Raw genomic sequence first — 18,962 nt, 5'->3', positions numbered from 1 at the left:
CGGCATGGCGCAGCTGAATCATGAGTAGCTAAATTGTAAATAGTTAGCGCCTTTGGATCCCTCCGTCTGCCACCCGCTGTGGATAAAGTTCACAGGGTGGCAGGCAGGGCTCCGATACAACTCGGCCTTCCATTTTTCCAGTCCTTTTCCTCTCGGTCGTACTTCTAGCAATTATCCCCTTTTGCCCTCGTGTTCTTTATCCGCGTATTCATTACGGTGAACCGCGGCAAGTCAAAGTCCCTGAGACTCGGTCGGAAATAGAACTGGCTGGTCACCAATTGGCTGGTTAATACGAGACACAATACCGTTTTTTTCGTTGTTCCCCTGCGGGGCATTGGATACTATCCAGCCAAAGCCAGTCGACGTATTCTGCGCTTTTTAGTTGGTACAAGCGTACCAATTAAAAACGGTTTGGGATTCTGGGTCACTTTTTCTCTGAATCCAACGCCGTTCTTCAAGTCCTATCTGGCAGTGTTGGCCGTAGCTCGGGTTGCTGCGGTAGGGGATTAGGGCCGAAGTTGAATAACTAAAAACAGCGATAAAAACGACCAAGGAAATCGGGAGATTCCATGAAAACACCAGCCAAACTGGGTGTATTTTTACTTGCAGCGATGGCAGCCGCCTGTTCCCAGGACAATGCCTCAAACAATAACAACGCCAGTGCCAGCGCGGAAACTGCAGCAGCCAGCGCAGATTTTCAAAAGCAACTCCTCAAACAGCTGATTCAGGCGCAATCCGGCGATGTTATTGAAATTCCGGAAGGGCGCTATGAGCTGAATCGCAGCCTATCTCTGAATGTCGATGGCGTTACCATCCGCGGTGCGGGTATGGACAAGACCATCCTGTCTTTCAAAAACCAGATTCAGGGCGCAGAAGGCCTGCTGGTCAACGCCAGCGATTTCACCATTGAAGGTCTCGCCATCGAAGACACGATCGGCGACGCGCTGAAGGTGAACGAAGGCAAGAACATCATCATCCGCGATATTCGAGTGGAGTGGACCAACGGCCCCGCCACAGAAAACGGCGCCTATGGGATTTACCCGGTACAGACGGAAAACACCCTGGTGGAAGGTACCGTTGCTATCGGCGCGTCTGATGCGGGCATCTATGTCGGGCAGTCTCGCAATGTGATCGTGCGCAACAACCGTGCGGAATTTAACGTGGCGGGCATTGAGATCGAAAACACCATCGGTGCCGACGTATACGACAACGTGGCGACCAACAACACTGGCGGCATTCTGGTATTCAACATGCCGAACCTGCCGCAACCGGGCCACAGCACCCGGGTGTATCACAACAAGGTTTACCAGAACAACACCGAGAACTTTGGTCACGAAGGCACCCCGGTGGCAGCGGTCCCAGCGGGCTCCGGTGTGGTCATCAACTCCAATGATTTCGTGGAAATTTTCAACAACGAAATCTCGGACAACGATACCGCCAATGTAATCGTCAGCAGCTATTTCGCAGCCGGTTATTACAGCGATAAATCCACCCAGGAAAACTTCGACCCCTATCCGGAAGGTATTTACATCTACGATAACACCTTCACCGGTGGCGGCTCCTCACCGGATCACCTGGAGCTGAAAGCACTGAAGGTCGCCAAGTTCGGATTGACCGGCAGCCTGCCCGATGTTCTGTGGGACGGTGCTGTCGACAGCAAGAAAATGGTGGATGGTGCACTGCCTGAAGCGCTCAAGCTGTGTATCGAGAACGAAGGAGTTGGCATTATCAACATCGATGTCCAGAACGACTTCAAGAATATCTCGACGGATATTGCTGCACACAATTGCAGCCTGAAAAAACTGCCGCAGATCGTGCTGGATTTCGATGGCGAACAGGAAAAACCTCAGGAAGAGCAACACGCAATCAATGAGGTAGTCGATGCGTAAGCTGTTGTTGTCCAAATGGTTGGGGGCCGCCGCGGTGGCCCTGACCCTCGCGGGCTGTGGTACATCCCGCGAACCGGTCACCCTGCATGAAAGAAATGCGGTACCGGATAGCCTGAGTCAGTGGCATGTGGTCGAGGCACTAAACGGCGAGCTCTCGTTGAATGAAGGCGTCGTCCCCTACGACCTGAATACCGCGCTGTTTACGGATTACGCCCACAAGCTGCGTACGGTATGGATGCCGGACGGCACCAGTGCCGAGTACGGCGAGGAAGACTTCAATTACCCTGTGGGTACCGTAATCAGCAAGACGTTTTATTATCCGCTGGGCGAAGACGGCTCTGTACGGCGCACCGATGACTACGCTCAGGACTTTGCCGGCAGCGGCCTGAACCTGAGCAAGGTAAAGCTGATCGAGACACGCCTGCTGGTCAAGCGCGCGGATGGTTGGCAGGCGCTTCCCTATGTCTGGAATGATGCTCAGACCGATGCAGTACTGGAAATCGCGGGTGAGGCAAAACGCCTGCAGCTGGTCAGTGACGATGGTTCTGGTGAAGCATTCACCTACGTGGTACCGGATTCAAACCAGTGTGCCGGCTGTCATGCAGACAACCACACACAAAAAGCGGTGCGTCCCATTGGCCCGCGGGCCCGTCACCTGAACAAGTCTTACGCGTATGAAAGCGGCAGCGAAAACCAGCTGGCCTACTGGCAGCAGGTTGGCTATCTGAGTGGTTTGCCGGAGCTGGTGGAAGTGCCGCACAATGTCAGCTATGACGATACGAGTGTGTCCCTCGACGAGCGCGCGCGTTCCTATCTGGATATCAACTGTGGCCATTGCCACAATCCCAGTGGTGCAGCGGACACATCGGGACTGATGCTACACGGCGGTGAACACGACTTGCGCAGGCTCGGCGTGTGTAAACCACCGGTGGCTGCGGGCACAGGTTCAGGTGATCGCCTGTTTGCCATTGTGCCGGGTAGCCCGGAAGAGTCGATTTTGAATTTTCGTGTCGAGTCGACCGATCCCGGTGCGATGATGCCGGAGCTCGGCCGCAGCCTTACTCATGAGGAAGGCACCGAGCTGCTGAAAGCCTGGATTGCTTCGATGCCGGGTAACTGCAGCTGATGGGTTGGCGGATGGTGGTGACAATCACCATCCGCCGCTTAAACCTAAGGGCTATTCAGGTGTAGCCTGTCAGGTATTGCCCGGAAGCGATGTATCCCAGCCTAGGTGCGCGGTTTTCAGGAACTCCGGGTAAAGGTAATCCAGCAGGTATCCGGTTTCGCTGTCGCTCCTGCGCTTGTAGTCTTCCAGTAGTGCGACATAGGTGCGGAAACGCGCCTGAATCTTGCGCACATAATCGTAGGGCTCCTGTCCCCGGGCATAACCGTAGCGCGCTTTCTCATAATATTTCTTTTCCGACAGTAGCAGCATCGCCTTGTCGACGTTGTCGAACCAGACCCTGCGATCCCAGCCTTTTTCCTCCGCCAGATCCTGCGCATCGTACACATGTCCCAAGCCGGCATTGTAAGAGGCGAGGGTAAACCACATCATGTTCTCCGGGCTGATGCCCTTGTCCTCGAACTTGCGATGCAGCCATTCAAGGTATTTGAGCCCGGCGCGCACACTGGTCTCCGGATCGAACAGGTTTTTTTCCCCGACCTGCTTGCCGGTGTCTGGCATCACCTGCATAAGCCCCCGTGCGCCCACCCAGGATTTGGCTTTGGGATTAAAGGTGCTCTCCTGGAACATCTGCGCGACCACCAGCCGCCAATCAAAATCGTATTCGTCCGCGTATTTTTTTACGAACTTATCGAATGGGGAAATGGTGCCATCCGCATTGAGTTCATTGATCTCGGGGCGGGTTCTCTTCGGCGAGTCAAAGTACTTGGTGTACAGCACTGCCAGTTTTTTCTTGGTGCTCTTCTTGTCGAAGAATTTGTTGATGGCTTTGAGTAACTCCGGATTGTTTTCCCGTACCATCCATCCATAGACATTGTCATCCACGTGCAAGTCAATGAGTTCGTCTATGTTTTTCCGCCAGCTGTGTTCGAGTTTTACCGAAACATCATCTGCGATGGCCAGGTCGTATTCCTTGTCCGCTACCTTGTCCAGGACCTGCTGGATATTTAGCTCCTCCGGCGCCAGTTCAATCTTGACCTCGGGTACCTGTTGTTTGAGCTCCATCGCGATATCGTAATGGTTGGCAGACTTGCGCACATAGATAGTGCGCCCTGCCAAATCCTCCAGGCTGTCGATCTTGTCGTCATCTCGACCGACGACTACTACCTTCTCCTTCATGTAGGCGCGGCCGAAGTCCATACCACTGTTGTCCCTGCGTTCGGTCGCGGAAAGAAGGCTCGCTGCGATATCGGCCTTGCCATCGCGGATCATGGTAAGCAGGTCCTGATGGGTGGGGGCAACTACGATTTCCAGGCGCAGTTTGTGTTCTTTGGCAAACGCCTGGGCAAGTTCGTACTCATAGCCCATGATCCGGCCTTTCCACATATAGTAGGTGCCGGGGTGATTTCGGGTCAGTACCCGTATGTAACCGCGTTCGCGAATCTCATCCAGATCTCCCACAGAGCGATGGATGGTTCGGGTCAGTTTGCTGTGACGAACAAAATCGTTTACCGCTTCCAGTAGCTCGGGTGAGTCTTTGCGCATCGCCCAGGCCATCTGGCGCTCCTCCGGAAATACATGGTTCTGGGTAAGGTTGTCCTTGAACTGCGAAACCAGGTTGTATACCTGGTTTTCGACAATGGTGAAATCCAGATGCCCTTCAGAAATGTTAATTACCAGTTCAACATAATTTGTTTCGGACACCTTGAGTTTGAGGCCGGGATGTTTTTTGACAAACTCCCGTGCTAGTGCTTCGTACGCGGTACCTTTGGTCACCTCCAGGGTTTTACCTTTATAGTCCGTCGACTCGGTGACCGGCTTGACGTCGTTCCGGGAAACCAGCACCAGTTCGGTGTTCGCAGTGGGGATGGAAAAGTCGACCTCCTGCTTGCGGGCATCAGTAATCACCATATTGTTGGCGATGATGTCTCCCTTGCCCGCCTCAAGTAGGGGAACCAGTTGGTCAAAGTTGTGCGCATACAGCACAACAGGTTCCAGACCCATGTGTTCGGCCATGCGCTTGGCCTCACTTAGCTCTATGTCTTGCTGGGTTGCCTCTCGGTGGAGAGAATCGGTATTGGAAATATCCACTAGGATTCTCAGCTTTCCGTGTTTTCGAATCTGCGAGAGATCGCCACTTTCCGTGTAGTTGCGGTAGGCATTGATGGGATATTCGCCACTGGTTTCCGGCGGCCAGTTAGCTTCAGGGCGAAGATCGTCCTTGGTCGCCGGACGCATAGCTGGCTCTTCTTCGCTGGTGTCGACGGCCTGATCCGCGGCTTTTTGGACTGCCTTGCTATCCGGCTGACCAGCTTCTTTTTCAGGAGAGGGAGATTCTGTTGTGTTTTCTTGGGTTTCAGCTTTTGCGGTATCTGCAGGCTGCGGATCGCTGGTGGCGGAATCCCGCTGACAGCCGGAGATCAAGATCGCCAGGAGCATCAGCAGAATCAGGCAGTAGTACAAGCGGCGTTTAGAAAGCAAATCCATGGTACTTCTGTAAAACATCCAATGTATTCCTAAGCAGTCTAGCCGTGGAGGTTCAGGGATGCCGTCAATCGCCAGGTTTCTTAGAAAGTTGGCGCAAAATTTTTCTGCGTCTCATGCTGGGGTAAACACGCACGGGATGTATACCGGGTATCTGTGGGCGGGGGGGGATACCCACAGGTAACAATACGAGGAGGGATGCCAGTGTGACATCATCCCCCTGTTGCCGCTGATGGGCGTCAAGCAGGGCGACATAGGTACGATAGCGCGCCTCGATCTTGCGTACGTAATCGTAAGGTTCCTTGCCGCGGGCGTAGCCATAGCGCGCCTTGCGATAGTACTTTTTCTCCGATAGTAGGAGCATTGCGTTTTCGACATTACCGAACCAAACATTTCGGTCCCAGTCTTTTTCCTCCGCAAGATCCTGTGCGTCGTAAACATGGCCCAGTCCTGCGTTATAGGATGCCAGGGTAAACCACATCATGTTTTCCGGGCTGATACCTTTGTCCTCGAACTTTCGGTATAGCCACTCGAGATATTTCATGCCGGCGCGCACACTGTTTTCCGGGTTAAACAGGTTTTTCACTCCCACCTGTTTGCCGGTATCCGGCATCACCTGCATCAACCCTCTGGCGCCCACCCAGGATTTTGCTTTCGGGTTGAAACTACTCTCCTGAAACATCTGCGCGACGATAAGGCGCCAGTCGAATTCATATTCCTGAGAATACTTCTGTACCAGGCCATCAAAAGGCGATATCTCGCCCTTTGCTGTCAGCTTTGTGATTTCCGGTCGCATGGGTTTGGGGGAATTGAAATATCGCGTGTATAGATGCTTGCGCCGTTTTACAGTCTTGCTGCTGGCCATAAATGTATTGATCGCCTTGAGCAACTCCGGGTTATCTTTTCGGACCATCCACGAGTGATCGTGATCGTCTTCGAGGTCGAGGTCAAAGCGTATGTCGTCGCGCCAGCCACGTTCCATGTTTACGGTGATATCGTCAGAAAAGGTGTGATCGTAATTCTTCTGCGCTATCTGATCGAAGATCTCCTGTATATCCATGGTTTCCGGGACCTGCTCCAGCTTGACGTCGGGAACACGTTTCTGGATCCGCTGGAACAGATCAAAATGACTGCTTCCCTTGCGCAGGTGTACCGTGCGCCCGGAGAGATCCTGCAGGTTCTTGATATCATCTTCTTTGCGGGAGACCACGCCGACCTTGACCGAATGCGTCGCGTCACTGAAGGCCATTCCCTGGTCTCTGCGTCGCTGGGTGGGGGCAAGCAGGTTTGCTGCGATATCTGCCTTGCCGTCCTGTAGCATCTGTATAAAGGACGCGTGGTCGGGGGTAACGATGACTTCAAGGCGAAGCTTTTGTGACTTGGCAAAGTCTTCGAGCAGTTCGAATTCGTAACCGAGCACCCGGCCTTTCCACATAAAGTAACTGCCAGGGTTATTGCGCGTCACCGCGCGCAGGATACCGCGTTTCTTTATTTCCTTTAGGTCGCCGGTGGCACGCTGTGTGGAGCGAGTCAGTTTGATATGGCGGATTTTGTCATTAATGGCCTGCATGAACTGGGGAGAGTCCTTGCGTATTGCCCAGGCGATCTGGCGCTGTTCCGGGAAAATAATGTTCTTCTTCAGATCGCTGAGAAATTGCATGACCTGGCTTAGGGCCGCATCGTCAAGGATGGTGAAGTCGATGTCTTCTTGGGAAACCTCTACCGCCAGGTCCACGTAGTTGGTGTCCACAACCTTGACCTCAAGGCCCGGGTGCTGTTTGGCAAAACTGTGCGCGCGGGCCTCGAAGACAGTGCCACGGGTTACCGCGAGTACCTTGCCTTTCAGGTCGGTATTTTTTTCGATATCTGGTACGTCTTTATGGGAAACCAGGACCAGATTTGTATCCGCCACCGGAATCGAGAAGTCGATAATTTTTTTGCGCTCGTCAGTGATGACCAGGTCATTGGCAATGATGTCTCCCTTGCCTTTATTCAGGTAATCGATCAGTTGAGCGAAGTTGTCAACGTAGAGGACCACAGGTTCGAGACCGAGGCGTTCGGCCATTCTTCTCGCCTGGTCAATTTCAAGATCCTGGCGGGTCGCGGCGCGATGCAGCGAGGCGATGGTACCGATATTCACCAGAATGCGCAGTTTGCCGTGTTGCTGGATTGCATCCAGGTCGCCTGTTTCCGTGTAGTTCTCGATTTGATCGATGGGGTATTCACCGGCGAGCTCCGGGCTCAGAGAGTGGCTATTCGGGTCTGTAAGTTGAGAAATCTCGCTGTCCTGCGCTTCGGGGTCCTGTGTCTTGCTGTCTTCAGTTCCGACTGGCGCATTGTCAGTCTGTTTGGTTTCCGGGGTGGTCTGACCAGATTCCGTTAGTTGTTCGGTTTGCTGGCTAGTCTGCTTTGGACCATCGGCATTCTGGTTTTGATGCCGATCGCAACCACTGGTCAGCAGGATTAATACGGTGAACAGTATTCCGACTGGTCCGGATACCGGGTTCGGTCTACGAGCGAGGAATTGCATGATATCTGGGAGTCCGTTGGCGTCGGATTAAATTGCAATTGTGGCTATGTGATTAAGTCTAGCTATTGCTGCGCAATAGGTGACGTGGGCGCGGGGCGGATATGTACGGGGGAATGAAGCGGAGCAGCTCGAAATGTAAGGGAGTGATTGGGGATGGGAAGAAAGTGCTTAATCCGGCGCAGGTGCGGGACGCACGCTACGCCGGAAATACCTGAGGTAATCAGGTGCCCTGTGGCTGGAGCAGAGGGCTCGTGGCGGGTGCGTCTGCAGTGGCGGGAATCAGTCCCTTAACCATCAGGATGACCGCGCGCTCCAGCAGCGGGGAGTCGATGGCGACGGCGCCGCTCAGTACCTGGAATTCCAGATTGAGAATGGTGCCGTGACAGATCTGCGCCGCTGCGACCGGGTCTGTGAGTTTCAGCAGCTCAAAGAATTCCACGATCATGTTTTCCGTGGCCTGGTTGGCCATACGAACGGCGCGGGTGAGTTGCTCGTTGCGCAGCGCTTCGTTCTTGAACGCAAGCTCGATCACCCGGTGGTCGCGGTTGCTGGCCTGGGAGCGGATATGCATCAACACGAAACGGGTGAGCTGTTGGATCAACTGGCGGCGACCCGCAGGAGCGGCGAGTTGTTCCGGGGTCAGCTGACGAGCGACTTCGAAGCTCTCCTCGCGCAGCGCTCGAGTCTCATCGATGTTTTGTTCTATGAAATAGGTGAAAGCGTCGCTGATCAGGTCGTTCAGATCTTTGAAGTAATAAGTGGTTGCTGCCAGTGGTACGGCGGCTTCTTTTGCCACGGCACGATGACGGATACCACGGATACCTTCTTTGACGATCAGACGCAGGGTCGCTTCGAGAATGGCTTTGCGGCGTTGACGGCTGTCGGCGCGCTGGGCTTTACGCCCATGGTAGACCAGTTCAGACTTTCCATTGTCTAAAGTCATTTTGACGAGAATTCCTGTGCGGTAGTAAGCGGAAGCTATCGAGAATCAGGTACTACAAAATCCGGATGAAAATAGCGTGATATTTGGAACGCGGACTTCATTGTCCACGCCTGGTTTTCAGTTCTCGGAAGGTCCCGTTTTTTATCGTTGTGCAATTAGTTTAACGAATGTCACAGACTCATTGCTACGAATAGTTTTGACCGGTCGGCCATTCCGGAACGACGGCGCTATTTTAGCGATGTAGTGCGCCTTGGCCACGTAAGAATTGAGGTTTGTGAAGTAAATCCCATTACACTTGCTTACACGGGATTGGACTTGAAGGATGCTTCGGGAAAGGAGCTGTTTTATTTAGGGGTCGACAACAAATTGGTCGAAAAGCATCAATTGGTCGCAAACGACAGAAGAAAATATCGCGGTTATTCGGGAAGTCATGTTCACTTCCCGAATAACCTTATAAAGCCTACTGAATTTTTCCTGTAGTGCGCACCCGCTTGCTGCCCTTGACGATACTGACTTCGGCCTGGCGGCGACGCTCGATACCTGCATCGATGGCATTTTTTGCTGCAATCAACAAGCCGGCAACCAGGAATGCGCCGGGGGGAAGTACCGCGACCAGAAAGCCGGAGTAATCCTGTCCCAGTACTGGCAGGGTCCAGTTTGCGGCGATGGGGCCGAGCAGCAGATCCATATCGCTGAACAGGGTTCCGCGACCGATAATTTCCCGCACGGCACCGATGACAATCAATACCGCGCTGAAACCGGCCCCCATCATCAGGCCATCCAGTAAAGATGGCAGTACCGGATTTTTACTGGCAAAGGCATCGGCGCGGCCGAGGATCGCGCAGTTGGTCACGATCAATGGAATAAAAATACCCAAGACCAGATACAACTCGTAGGTAAACGCCTTCATCAGCAATTCGGCACAGGTAACGAAAGTGGCGATGATCATCACCGATGCGGGCAGGCGTACGGTTTCCGGCATCTGGTGACGCACCAGTGACACCGCCAGGTTGGAGCAGGCCAGTACCGCGGTCGTGGCGAGGCCGAGACCGATGGCATTCACCACCGAGCCGGTGACTGCAAGGAGCGGGCAGAGCCCCAGCAGCTGCACCAGTGCCGGGTTGTTTTTCCACAGGCCGTTGTGGGTGATTTCACTGTAGCTCGGGGTTGCCATCAGTTGTTCTCCTGCTCGGACTGCGCCGGGTCAACTTCAACCGCGCGTTTGGACACGGGTGCGCTGAAAATTTCCTGCTGATGCTCGGCGACAAAATCCAGCACCTTGCGTACCTGGTTAACCACTGCCCGCGGGGTGATGGTGGCACCGGTGAACTGGTCAAAAGCGCCGCCGTCTTTTTCTACCTTCCACATAGCGCGGCCGGGATCTTCCAGAGATTTGCCGTTGAAGGACAGGATCCAGTCGCTCTTTTTAACTTCTACCTTGTCGCCAAGACCGGGTGTCTCCGAGTGGTTGGTGACCCGCACACCGGCGATGGTGCCGTCGCGGTTTACCCCGACCAGCATACGAATGGGACCGGAGTAACCGTCCGGTGCCACGGTGGGGATGATTACCGCATCGATGGTGCCGTCGCCCTCGCGCGCCAGATTGATATTCCCGCCCTGTTTCAGTCCCAGTAGAGCCCAGTACTGCTTTGGAATCGGGTAGGTGTCCACCAGCAGGTCATTGCTGTGGCGCTCGATGGGAATAATCTCCAGCAATGCCTTGGCAGCCGCTTCGCGGATAGCGCGCTCGATGGGCTCGCGGGTGGTGATCTGGGTCACTGCGAGGGTGCCGGCGGTAACCAGCGCAAACAGGGCCAGGATGGCCGCGTTGCTACCGATGGAGCGTTTCAGCATTACTGTTCCTCCAGGTCGGTGGCCTTGCGCGCAGCCTTGTGACCGTAGGTACGCGGCAGAGTGTAATTATCGATAAAGGGCGCGGCGAAGTTCATCAGCAGCACCGCAAAAGCCACCGCGTCGGGGTAGGCCCCCCAGGCGCGGATAACGAATACCAGTAGGCCCACACCGGCACCGAACACCAGCCGCCCCCGGTTGCTGGTACAGCCGCTCACCGGGTCGGTGACGATAAAGAAAGCGCCCAGCATGGTGGCGCCGGAGAACAGGTGCAGCAGGGGTGAGCCTTCACTCAGGGAGCTGCCGCCGTCGTAGAACACCACCGACAGCAGCACCAGTGTGGCGAGCATGGCCACTGGAGCATGCCAGGTAATCAGGCGGCGGAACAGCAGGAACAAGCCGCCGAGCAGGAAGCCGAAGTTGGCCATCTCCCAGCCCACCCCGGCAATGTTGCCCTTGCTGAACATGGGTTCCATTTCATACAGTTGGGCGAGGATGGTGGACTGGTTGTGGCGCACGATTTCCAGTGGTGTGGCGCGGGTAAAGCCGTCCACGCTCATGTTGCCGAAAATCAGGGAAAAGGTCTCCCCGAATCCCGGCGTGCCGTAGATGAGTTCCGCGGGTGCGACCCAGCGGGTCATTTCCACGGGAAAACTGATCAGCAGCACCACATAACCCACCATTGCCGGGTTGAACGGGTTGTAGCCCATACCGCCGTATAGCTGCTTGGCCAGCAGGATCGCGCTGACACTGCCGATTACGGGAATCCACCAGGGGCAGTAAGGGGGCAGGGCGATGCCCAGCAGCAGCGCGGTGACCAGCGCGCTGTAATCCTTCAGGTAAAAGCCCACCGGGCGCCCGCGCAGCTTCATCACCGCCGCTTCGGTGAGCAGTGCCGTAGCGGTACACAGGGCGATATTGAACAGTACGCCGGGACCGAAGAAAACCACCAGCGCCAGCACGCCGGGAATCGTCGCCGCCGCCACCTGCAGCATTACCTTGGCGGTACTCTGGCCGGAGTGGGCGTGGGGGGATGTAACTCGCATCAGGGACATTGGGTTTCTCTATTCGCTCCCGGGGTACTTTTCCGAGGTTATTTACCGGAGCCCTGCTGGGCGGCCAGTTTTTCCTGCAGCTTGCCCTGCATTTTCTCCAGTGCGGTTTCGAAGGCGCCGGTATTCGGATCGTCTTCACTGCGTGCCTTGGCGAGGCGCGCTTCGGCTTTCTCCACCCGTTTTTTCAGCGCCTCGATCTCGTTCGCCAGTTTTTCTTCCGGGGTCATGCTGGCGCGGGCGGCGGCCGCGGCCTTGGCTTTTTCGATGGCCGCACCGGCTGCGCTGGAGGAGGTGCCCGCTACGGTGAGCTTGTCCTCGGTGATCGAGGGCTGCGCGGGACTCTCTGGCGCGCTTTCCGAATTTTCCTGGCGGGCTTGCGTGGGCGCGTCAGCGACCTGCTTTTCCGCTTCTGCCAGTTTGTCGCGGGCCTCCTTCAGCTTTAGCTCGGCCGTTTTCAGCTGGGCTTCCAGGGGCGCCTTCTGTGCCTCTTCGGCCTCTGCCAGTTTCTTCTGCATGCGCTCCACCCGGTGCTCGGCACTGGTAAGGGAGCGCTGGGCGCGCGCCAGTACCTGCTCCGGGGCTGCCTGTTTGGCTTTTACCCGCGCCAGCGCCGCGGCCACCACGTCCGATTCCTGTTTGGCGACTTTGGCTTCCGGGCTGTCGGCTTCCTGCTCACGTTTTTTGCGCGCCTCTTCGGCAGCTTTCTTGCGCGCCAGTCGCTTGGCCTCTTTTTCCTGTTCCGCTTTTTCCAGACGCAGCTTGCGGTACTCGAAGCGCTCGCGTGCGCGATCCGCCTTCTCCTTCTCGGCGCGGGCCTCGCGGATGTCGCCTTTGGCAGCGCGGTAGTACTGCACCAGAGGGATGCTGGACGGACATACGTAGGAGCAGGCACCGCATTCGATACAGTCGAACAGGTTGTACGCCTGCAGCTTTTCACGGTCTTCCGCCCGTGCATACCAGTAGAGCTGCTGGGGCAGCAGGCTCGCCGGGCAGACCTCCGCACATAGGCCGCAGCGGATACAGGCCTGGGCCGGTGGCGGCGCTGGCAGCTCCTGTTTACTGGGGGCGAGGATGCAGTTAGTGGTTTTGACTACCGGCGCGCAGTCGTCCTCGATCGTATATCCCATCATCGGGCCACCGATCACGATACGCTGTAGTTGCTTGCGGTCCAGGCCGTGCTGCTCGAGCACATGGCGGATGGGGGTGCCCAGGGGAACTTCGATATTGCGCTGACGGTCGAGGGATTCTCCCACCACGGTGGTGATCCGGCTGATCAGCGGTTCTCCCAGCGCAATCGCGCGGAATACCGCGCGCGCAGTACCAACGTTCTGGCACACGACACCCACATGGGCGGGCAGCCCTTCGTTGGGCACCTCGCGCCCGGTGAGAATCTGGATCAGCTGCTTCTCGCCCCCGGAAGGATACTTGGTTGGAAAGACCACCACGTGGAAGCGGGTGCCGGCGGCAGCCTGTTTCATCGCTGCGATGGCTTCCGGCTTGTTGTCTTCAATGCCGATCAGCACGCGCTCTGGTTGGTCCAGCAGGTGAGCAAGTATTTCCACACCGCCAATGATTTCGCTGGCGCGCTCGCGCATCAGCATGTCGTCGGCGGTGATATAGGGCTCGCATTCGGTGCCATTGATGATCAGGGTATCGATGGTTGCGCCGCCGCGGGGGTTCAGCTTGACGGCAGTGGGGAAGCCCGCGCCGCCCATGCCGGCGATACCGCAGTCGCGGATTTTCTCCAGCACGTCATCAATATCGCGACTGGCGTAGTCTTCCAGCGGAGTAAGCGCACACCATTCGTCGCGGCCATCGGTGCGGATCTGGATGCAGTCTGCCACCATGCCGGACGGGTGGGGCACCGCCATGGGTTCGATAGCCACTACTTTGCCCGAGGAGGGCGCGTGTACCGGGCAGCTCACCGGGCCGTCGGCCTCGGCGATTTTCTGTCCTTTCAGTACCTGGTCGCCGAGCTTCACCAGGGGAATGGCGGTACTGCCAATATGCTGGTTAAGCGGGACTATAAGATCTTCCGCCAGGGGAATACTGCCGATGGGTTCGCCGGTGGACTGGTGTTTGTTCTCCGGCGGATGGACTCCACCGTGGAAGTCGTTGACCTTGAGTTCACGGGACAGGTCGCGCGCCTTTTCGCTGGCAATCAGGTGGGCCTCACGGGCGGCGCGGCGCTCATCGGCAGAAAGGTGGCTGCTGGGTTCGCGCTGGTTGCGTTCTTTTAACTGGCTCATGCTGCACTCCGGTCATCGGTGTGCAGGTCGGGGCGGTCGCTGGCGATCAAATCGATTCCATCACTGGGTTTATTCGGGTGCCACTCCTGCAGGGAGGTTTCCACGGGCACCATATCGATACAGTCCACCGGGCAGGGCTCCACGCACAGGTCGCAGCCGGTGCATTCGTCCACGATGACCGTGTGCATCTGTTTGGCCGCACCGACAATGGCGTCTACCGGGCAGGCCTGGATGCACTTGGTGCAGCCGATACACTCCGCCTCGCGGATAAACGCCACTTTCTTGACGTCTTCCTCGCCGTGCTCTGCATCCAGCGGTACCGCTTCTACATCCAGCAGATTGGCCAGTTCGTTGATGGTGGCTTGGCCACCGGGTGGGCATTTGTTGATCGCCTCGCCATTGGCAATGGCCTCGGCGTAGGGTCGGCAGCCGGGGTGGCCGCACTGGCCGCACTGGGTCTGCGGCAGGATGGCGTCGATCTGGTCGACGATCGGGTCTCCCTCGACCCGGAAACGCACCGCGGCAAAGCCCAGCAGCGCACCAAATACGAGTGCCATGCCGCCGAGAATAAGCAGAGGCGTGGATACTTCAGACAACCAATCCATCGTCGCTCCTCCTTATACCAGTCCGCTGAAGCCCATAAAGGCCAGCGACATCAGTCCCGCGGTCATCATGCCGATGGCCGCCCCCTTGAATGGCTTGGGCACATCCGCCACCGCGAGGCGTTCGCGCATGGCGGAAAACAGGATCAGGACCAGGGAAAAACCCACCGCGGCACCGAACCCGTACAGGGTGGACTGCACGAAATTGTTGGCTTTCAGGGTGTTCTGCAGCGCCACGCCCAGCACCGCGCAGTTGGTGGTGATCAGCGGCAGAAAGACCCCCAGCACCCGGTGCAGCAGCGGGCTGGTCTTTTCGATGAACATGCGCGCGAACTGCACCACCACAGCGATAACCAGAATGAAGGAAATGGTGCGCAGGTACTCCATGCCGAAAGGTTCGAGCAGGTAGGTGTTCACCAGATAGGAGCAGATCGCGGCCAGGGTGAGCACGAAGGTCGTCGCACCAGCCATGCCGATGGCCGTTTCCAGCTTGTTGGAGACCCCCATAAACGGGCACAGTCCGAGAAACTGTACCAGCACATAGTTGTTCACCAGGATGGTGGAGAGCAGAATGACGGTAAATTCGGTCATAGAGATTCCATTCGGCCCGCAGTACCCCGCCCGCAGGGCTTGATCGCGCAGCATAATCGCGGCAATAGTTGGCGGGCAGTACCGCGTCTGTACAAAATTTGGACATCAGGCCGGCAGCCGAGCGGCGAAGTGCGGCTCAATTTACTGCCTTGCGCGCATTTCCGCTGCGGTGGCGCGAAGATTGCAAATTTGCAAACTGTTGTTGCCAGAGTAGGGGGCGGTATTATGGGCGAGAGGAAATAGGCGTTCAACTTGCCATACCCCATGTCTGTGGACTTATCCGGACTCCAATGGGCTGTGCCAACCGAATTTCGCAACTTTTGCCGATCCTATGTGAAGACCTCAATCGTCTGTTCATGACACTTTTGCTGTAGGCGACTCTTAATTTTTAAGACCGACCATTAAAGATCGACCATGAAAGAATTCCTGGAATCCTCCGCCATCATCGACTGGGAGCACCCAGACATACTGGATATCGCCAGCGAGCTCACCTGCCTGTCTGGTGCCCGCTTCGGTACCGCCAGAAACTGTTTCAACTTTGTGCGCGATGAAATCCGCCACAGCGGGGACTTCGAGCTGAACCCGGTGACCTGCCGCGCCTCCGACGTATTGCGTGAGGGCACCGGCTTCTGTTTTGCCAAAAGCCACCTGCTGGCGGCGTTACTGCGCGCCAACGGCATTCCCGCCGGGCTCTGCTACCAGCGGCTTTTGCTGGATGCAGCACAGGGAAAGTATGGCCTGCACGGGCTGAACGCGATCTATCTCGAGGCGTACGGCTGGTTCCGGGTGGATGCGCGCGGCAACAAGCGCGGCGTGACCGCAGAATTCATCCCGCCCCAGGAGAGCCTCGCCTATACCCCATCCGCCGAGGGTGAGCGCGATCTGCTCGACATCTACAGCGAGCCCCTGCCACAGGTGCTGGCAGTGTTACAGGAGCAGCAGACTTACCGCGGGGTGATCGAGCACCTGCCGGACGTTTGATATCCCGGCCCGGGGCGTTACTCTTGTCGACCAAATTGTCGATCCAATTTTCATTGAGACAGGAGTCAGTATGTCGGACGTGTATACCCCGCCCAAAGTGTGGCAATGGGATTCCGAAAGCGGCGGGCAATTCGCAAACATCAACCGCCCCATCGCCGGTGCCACTCACGACAAGGCCCTGCCCGTGGGCAAGCACCCGATGCAACTCTACTCCCTGGCCACACCCAACGGCGTAAAAGCCACCATCATGCTCGAAGAGCTGCTGGCGCTGGGACACGAGGGTGCCGAGTACGACGCTCACCTGATTCGTATCACCGAGGGCGATCAGTTCAGCAGTGGATTTGTCGACATCAATCCCAACTCCAAAATCCCCGCCCTGGTCGATCACAGCACCACACCACCGATCCGGGTGTTCGAATCCGGCTCCATCTTGCTGTACCTGGCAGAAAAATTCGGCGCCTTCCTGCCACACACACCAGAGCAGCGCACGGAAACCCTCAACTGGCTGTTCTGGCAGATGGGTGCCGCTCCATTTCTCGGCGGCGGCTTCGGCCATTTTTACGCCTACGCCCCGGAAAAATACGAATATCCGATCAACCGTTACACCATGGAGGTGAAGCGCCAGCTGGATGTTCTTGACCGCCAACTGGCAGAGCACCCGTTTATCGCGGGCAAGGAATACACCATCGCGGATATGGCCATCTGGCCCTGGTACGGAGCGGTAATCAACAACGAAGCCTACGACGCCGCAGAGTTTCTCGAGGCGCACACCTACAAAAACGTCAACCGCTGGGTAAAAGAAATCGGCGAACGGCCGGCCGTGCAGCGTGGAAAAATGGTCAATCGCACCTGGGGTGATCCATCTGAGCAATTGCATGAGCGGCACGATGCCAGTGATTTTGAAAATCGTACGCAGGATAAGATTGGCGAATCAAAGGAAGAGTAAGCTTTTCCCGTATTGGGTGTTGAAACAAAGCGGGTAACTCAATGCGAAGGGCGAGTGCGGGATGGCGTATTTCGAAACCGTCGGTGCCAGGGATGGCACCGCCGGAGCGTACAGGGACGTATTCACAGCGATTTCGAAATACGCCATCCTGTGCTCGTCCGCCCTATAGATACCTTACGGAGTCAACTGGGTCTCAGAAAAGTTACAGAAGTAGCGACAGCGCGCACTGCAACGTTTCTCCAATCCCCGCACTCAATTTCAATTCGAGTAATTCATCCGCCCGGGTGCGCCCCAGGTTCAGAGCTGCGATCGGCTTACCCCATTCCTTCGCGTAGCGACAGAAACGAAAACCGGAATACACCATCAGGGAAGAGCCCACTACCAGCAACGCATCACTGTTCTGCAGGGCATCAAGTGCCTGTTGTACACGCAGCTTGGGTACATTGTCCCCGAAAAAAACCACATCCGGCTTGAGAATGCCGCGACAGTCCGGGCAGTCCGCCACCTGAAAACTGCTGAAGTCCACCTCCAGATCCGCGTCTCCATCCGGTGCAGACTCCGCCGTATAGTGCCTGAATGCCGGGTTCAGATCGTAGCTGCGCTCGTGCACCGCCTGCCGGTTCTCGCGAAATGTACAATCCATACAGCGGATTTCATCCGCGCGGCCGTGCAGGTCCACCACATTGCGGCTGCCCGCCCGCTGGTGCAGACGATCCACATTCTGCGTTACTAGTAACTCGACATGCCCGCGTCGCTCCAGCTCCGCGAGGTGGTAGTGCGCCGGATTCGGCTGTGAATTGCGGATCAGCGGCCAGCCGATCAACGCGCGTCCCCAGTAGCGCTGGCGAGTGGCCTCACAGGCCATAAAATCCCGGTGATCCACCGGTGGCTTGCGCTTCCATTCCCCTTTGTGATCGCGGTAATCCGGAATACCGGAATCGGTACTGACGCCCGCACCGGTGAGCACCATCAGTCGCGGGTAGCGCTGGATAAACGTCGCCAGTTGCGCGGCTGCAGCGTCAACAGAGCTACCGTCACCGGCATTTTGACGGGGCGCATCGGTGATAGGGGAAGGAAGGGGACGCAAACTCATATACACGGGCCTCAGGTCTGGACCACTATTGTAATCGAGTCTGACACACACAGGTTGCAGGGGCGTGACGCTGACGAGCGGGTCGCCAGCGCCTGTTTGTCGCCGCCGGGGAAAAGGAAGAGCGCGCGAATCAGTAGGTCTTGTACGGCAGGAACTTGCCCGACATCACCATATTCACCCGGTCTCCCTTGGGGTCTTCCTCACGCTGAATATCCATTGAGAAATCGATGGCGCTCATGATCCCATCACCGAACTCCTCGTGAATCAGCTCCTTGATGGTGGTGCCGTATACGTTGACCAGCTCGTACAGACGGTAAATCAGCGGATCCGTGGGGACTGCTGTGGGCAGCGAGCCCTTGTAAGGGGCAATCTGCAGCCAGGCTATGGCTTCATCACTGAGGTCAAACAGTTCGCCCACAATGGCAGCCTGCTGTTTGGTGAGGGTCATCTGCCCGAGGCAGGCGGCCGTGGTCCACTCTTTGGACTGCCCCACGGCGTCGGCCACCTGTCCCCATTTCAGGTCCTTGCGCACCTTGGCGGAGAGAATCATGGCGGTAACTTGCTCGCGATTGCTGATCATGGAAAGACTCCTGTGTGTTATCGATGTTGTCGGTGAAAGTTGCTG

Annotated in this window: 15 protein-coding genes; 4 read left to right on the top strand and 11 right to left on the bottom strand. The window is 56.7% G+C overall.

What is annotated here, in order from left to right; all coding sequences use genetic code 11:
• Positions 1-569 precede the first annotated feature (569 nt).
• Together ACONT6_RS13365 and ACONT6_RS13360 are read left to right on the top strand one after the other, a co-directional pair.
• The gene (locus tag ACONT6_RS13365; RefSeq protein ID WP_428818961.1) at positions 570-1,889 is read left to right on the top strand and encodes a parallel beta-helix domain-containing protein; all 1,320 of its coding nucleotides are present in this window, start codon (positions 570-572) and stop codon (positions 1,887-1,889) included.
• The gene (locus tag ACONT6_RS13360; RefSeq protein WP_428818960.1) at positions 1,882-3,015 is read left to right on the top strand and encodes an SO2930 family diheme c-type cytochrome; all 1,134 of its coding nucleotides are present in this window, start codon (positions 1,882-1,884) and stop codon (positions 3,013-3,015) included. Before ACONT6_RS13365 ends, ACONT6_RS13360 begins: the two co-directional genes overlap by 8 nt.
• 69 nt (positions 3,016-3,084) lie before the next feature.
• Here the strand turns inward: ACONT6_RS13360 and ACONT6_RS13355 are convergent, their stop codons facing one another.
• From ACONT6_RS13355 to rsxA, 9 genes are all read right to left on the bottom strand, one after another.
• Positions 3,085-5,499 (bottom strand): transporter substrate-binding domain-containing protein, encoded by a 2,415-nt coding sequence (locus ACONT6_RS13355; protein ID WP_428818959.1) that lies wholly within the window; start codon positions 5,497-5,499, stop codon positions 3,085-3,087.
• Between the two features lie 64 nt (positions 5,500-5,563).
• The gene (locus tag ACONT6_RS13350) at positions 5,564-8,026 is read right to left on the bottom strand and encodes a transporter substrate-binding domain-containing protein (protein WP_428818958.1); all 2,463 of its coding nucleotides are present in this window, start codon (positions 8,024-8,026) and stop codon (positions 5,564-5,566) included.
• A gap of 220 nt (positions 8,027-8,246) precedes the next feature.
• A complete protein-coding gene (locus tag ACONT6_RS13345) occupies positions 8,247-8,969 on the bottom strand; it encodes a TetR/AcrR family transcriptional regulator (RefSeq protein WP_428818957.1) in 723 nt (240 codons plus the stop codon).
• Between the two features lie 460 nt (positions 8,970-9,429).
• Positions 9,430-10,143 (bottom strand): electron transport complex subunit E, encoded by a 714-nt coding sequence (locus tag ACONT6_RS13340; protein WP_428818956.1) that lies wholly within the window; start codon positions 10,141-10,143, stop codon positions 9,430-9,432.
• Positions 10,143-10,823, bottom strand: a complete 681-nt coding sequence (gene rsxG, locus ACONT6_RS13335) for an electron transport complex subunit RsxG (RefSeq protein ID WP_428818955.1) — start codon at positions 10,821-10,823, stop codon at positions 10,143-10,145. The genes ACONT6_RS13340 and rsxG overlap by 1 nt, the downstream gene beginning before the upstream one ends.
• Entirely contained in the window at positions 10,823-11,875 is a 1,053-nt protein-coding gene (gene rsxD / locus ACONT6_RS13330) for an electron transport complex subunit RsxD (RefSeq protein ID WP_428818954.1), read from the bottom strand. The genes rsxG and rsxD overlap by 1 nt, the downstream gene beginning before the upstream one ends.
• Positions 11,876-11,913: 38 nt before the next feature.
• Entirely contained in the window at positions 11,914-14,124 is a 2,211-nt protein-coding gene (rsxC, locus tag ACONT6_RS13325) for an electron transport complex subunit RsxC (RefSeq protein ID WP_428818953.1), read from the bottom strand.
• Positions 14,121-14,729: an electron transport complex subunit RsxB gene (gene rsxB, locus ACONT6_RS13320; protein ID WP_181252330.1), complete on the bottom strand. Its 609-nt coding sequence runs from the start codon at positions 14,727-14,729 to the stop codon at positions 14,121-14,123. Before rsxB ends, rsxC begins: the two co-directional genes overlap by 4 nt.
• Positions 14,730-14,741: 12 nt before the next feature.
• Complete coding sequence (rsxA, locus tag ACONT6_RS13315) at positions 14,742-15,317, bottom strand: electron transport complex subunit RsxA (protein WP_010132630.1); 576 nt, start codon at positions 15,315-15,317, stop codon at positions 14,742-14,744.
• Positions 15,318-15,731: 414 nt separating this feature from the next.
• Between rsxA and ACONT6_RS13310 the strand changes: the two genes are divergently transcribed.
• Together ACONT6_RS13310 and yghU are read left to right on the top strand one after the other, a co-directional pair.
• Complete coding sequence (locus tag ACONT6_RS13310) at positions 15,732-16,298, top strand: transglutaminase-like domain-containing protein (protein ID WP_428818952.1); 567 nt, start codon at positions 15,732-15,734, stop codon at positions 16,296-16,298.
• A gap of 70 nt (positions 16,299-16,368) precedes the next feature.
• Entirely contained in the window at positions 16,369-17,244 is an 876-nt protein-coding gene (gene yghU / locus ACONT6_RS13305; protein ID WP_428818951.1) for a glutathione-dependent disulfide-bond oxidoreductase, read from the top strand.
• A 202-nt stretch (positions 17,245-17,446) separates the two neighbouring features.
• Here the strand turns inward: yghU and ACONT6_RS13300 are convergent, their stop codons facing one another.
• The gene (locus ACONT6_RS13300) at positions 17,447-18,337 is read right to left on the bottom strand and encodes an NAD-dependent protein deacetylase (protein WP_428818950.1); all 891 of its coding nucleotides are present in this window, start codon (positions 18,335-18,337) and stop codon (positions 17,447-17,449) included.
• Positions 18,338-18,467: 130 nt separating this feature from the next.
• On the bottom strand, positions 18,468-18,917 hold the full coding sequence (cynS, locus tag ACONT6_RS13295) for a cyanase (protein ID WP_181252334.1): 450 nt from the start codon (positions 18,915-18,917) through the stop codon (positions 18,468-18,470).
• Positions 18,918-18,962 lie beyond the last annotated feature (45 nt).

This window comes from Microbulbifer sp. MCCC 1A16149, assembly GCF_050368945.1.
Taxonomy (GTDB): Bacteria; Pseudomonadota; Gammaproteobacteria; order Pseudomonadales; family Cellvibrionaceae; genus Microbulbifer.
This window is presented reverse-complemented; position numbering and strand designations above follow the sequence as displayed.

Bases quoted from the DNA above. Each gene is read 5' to 3' on its own strand.
- ACONT6_RS13365 (WP_428818961.1), top strand. From the start codon at position 570: ATGAAAACACCAGCCAAACTGGGTGTATTTTTACTTGCAGCGATGGCA.
- ACONT6_RS13360 (WP_428818960.1), top strand. From the start codon at position 1,882: ATGCGTAAGCTGTTGTTGTCCAAATGGTTGGGGGCCGCCGCGGTGGCC.
- ACONT6_RS13355 (WP_428818959.1), bottom strand. From the start codon at position 5,499: ATGGATTTGCTTTCTAAACGCCGCTTGTACTACTGCCTGATTCTGCTG.
- ACONT6_RS13350 (WP_428818958.1), bottom strand. From the start codon at position 8,026: ATGCAATTCCTCGCTCGTAGACCGAACCCGGTATCCGGACCAGTCGGA.
- ACONT6_RS13345 (WP_428818957.1), bottom strand. From the start codon at position 8,969: ATGACTTTAGACAATGGAAAGTCTGAACTGGTCTACCATGGGCGTAAA.
- ACONT6_RS13340 (WP_428818956.1), bottom strand. From the start codon at position 10,143: ATGGCAACCCCGAGCTACAGTGAAATCACCCACAACGGCCTGTGGAAA.
- rsxG (WP_428818955.1), bottom strand. From the start codon at position 10,823: ATGCTGAAACGCTCCATCGGTAGCAACGCGGCCATCCTGGCCCTGTTT.
- rsxD (WP_428818954.1), bottom strand. From the start codon at position 11,875: ATGTCCCTGATGCGAGTTACATCCCCCCACGCCCACTCCGGCCAGAGT.
- rsxC (WP_428818953.1), bottom strand. From the start codon at position 14,124: ATGAGCCAGTTAAAAGAACGCAACCAGCGCGAACCCAGCAGCCACCTT.
- rsxB (WP_181252330.1), bottom strand. From the start codon at position 14,729: ATGGATTGGTTGTCTGAAGTATCCACGCCTCTGCTTATTCTCGGCGGC.
- rsxA (WP_010132630.1), bottom strand. From the start codon at position 15,317: ATGACCGAATTTACCGTCATTCTGCTCTCCACCATCCTGGTGAACAAC.
- ACONT6_RS13310 (WP_428818952.1), top strand. From the start codon at position 15,732: ATGAAAGAATTCCTGGAATCCTCCGCCATCATCGACTGGGAGCACCCA.
- yghU (WP_428818951.1), top strand. From the start codon at position 16,369: ATGTCGGACGTGTATACCCCGCCCAAAGTGTGGCAATGGGATTCCGAA.
- ACONT6_RS13300 (WP_428818950.1), bottom strand. From the start codon at position 18,337: ATGAGTTTGCGTCCCCTTCCTTCCCCTATCACCGATGCGCCCCGTCAA.
- cynS (WP_181252334.1), bottom strand. From the start codon at position 18,917: ATGATCAGCAATCGCGAGCAAGTTACCGCCATGATTCTCTCCGCCAAG.